The sequence below is a fragment of the Slackia sp. CM382 genome (genome assembly GCF_000293015.1).
Classification (GTDB): domain Bacteria; phylum Actinomycetota; class Coriobacteriia; order Coriobacteriales; family Eggerthellaceae; genus Slackia; species Slackia exigua.
The window spans coordinates 1-1,544 of the sequence record NZ_ALNO01000014.1 but is presented as its reverse complement, the minus strand read 5'-3'; the positions used below and the strand labels follow the sequence as shown (position 1 = coordinate 1,544).

Here is a 1,544-nt window from a genome sequence, read left to right as displayed (position 1 = left end):
CGAGCGCGACCGCGGTGTCCAGACCGCCGATGCGCAGGGCCTCGCCGAACAAGGAGCGGTCCTTGCCGATATAGCTGCCGAAGATGGACATGGAGCCGATGCCGATAGACAGCGTGAAGAACGCCTGGGCCATGGCCGCGTACACAGCTTCCGAGAAGGTCGAGAGCTGTGCGCCCAGACCGTCCCCTGCGAAGAGCTTGCCGAAGTCGGGCACCAGGTAGAACTCAAGGCCCGCCTCGGCGCCCGGCAGCGTGACCGCGCGCACGCAGAGCATGAGCAGCACGACGAAGAGCGCGCCCATCATGATCTTCGTCACGCGTTCGACGCCCCGCTGCAGCCCCGCTCCCGTGACGGCGAGGCCGATCCCCACGACCACGGCAAGCCAGAACACCTGCTCGAGGGGGCTGGCGAGCAGCTGGTTGAACACAGCGCCGACGCCCGCCGCGTCAAGGCCTTCGAAGGTGCCCGTCGCGCTGCGCCGCACATACGAGAGCATCCATCCCGCGACGACGGTATAGAACATCATGAGCAGGTAGTTTCCCGCAAGGCCGATCCACTTGAACGCATGCCACCTCGTGCCGGCGGGTTCGAGCACGTCGAAGCTGCGCGCGATGCCCTTCCGACTCGCGCGGCCGACGGAGAATTCCATGACCAGCAGCGGAAGGCTGAACATCACGAGGAACAGGATGTAGATGAGCACGAACGCCGCTCCGCCGTATTGGCCGGTGATATAGGGGAAGCGCCAGACGTTGCCCAAGCCAATGGCGCAGCCTGCGCTGATGAGGATGAAGCCGAGACGGGAGCCGAGACGTTCCCTTTGAGATTCCATTGCACAACCCTTCGAACGCCCCGGGCGCACCCAGGGGGAATCGAACGTTTACCGATGCCGGCACCGATGCCGCTCGCGACGTTCCGTCGACCGACGCGGTGCGGCCGCCACGGCGCAGCATATCGCCGCCCGACGCACCGCAAGCCGCAGACGACGCAGCCGCATCTCTCATGCCTGCGGTCCCGCCTGCGTCGCTGCCGTTGGCGAACGGAGCCGATGCTACGCCCCGACCCAAGCGCTCACCACGGGAATCCACCCCATGACGATCACGATGAGCACGAGCACGGGCACGAAATACTTCATGTACAGACGCAGCACCGCGGGAAACTTGACGCCCGCGCCCGTATCGGCCTCGGCGATGAACTTGTCCCAACCCCAGCCGCGCTTCCACGTGCAGAACGCGAGGAACACGAGCGCGCCGAGCGGCAGCAGGTTGTTGGAGACGATGAAGTCTTCGATGCCTTGGATGTTCCCCAGGCCCGGAACCTCGAAACCCGACCAGACGTTGAAGCCGAGCGCACAGGGCAGGCAGAGCACGGCGAGCAAGACGCCGTTGATCGCAACGGCCTTCCTGCGCGAGATGCCCCACTGATCGACGGTGAAGCTCATGATGTTCTCGAACACCGTGATGACGGTCGAAAGGGCCGCGAAGCTCATGAACACGAAGAAGAGCGCGCACCAGATCTGGCCGCCCCACATCTGGTTGAAGACGCTC

The 1,544-nt window shown here is 64.9% G+C and carries 1 protein-coding gene and 1 pseudogene; both read right to left on the bottom strand.

Annotated features, from left to right (window positions below; translation table 11 throughout):
* On the bottom strand, nucleotides 1-829 hold an 829-nt coding region (locus HMPREF1155_RS05250), incomplete at its 3' end, for a sodium-dependent transporter (protein ID WP_009078119.1).
* A 219-nt stretch (nucleotides 830-1,048) separates the two neighbouring features.
* Nucleotides 1,049-1,544 (bottom strand): annotated as a pseudogene (locus tag HMPREF1155_RS05245) (sodium-dependent transporter); the annotation flags it as partial.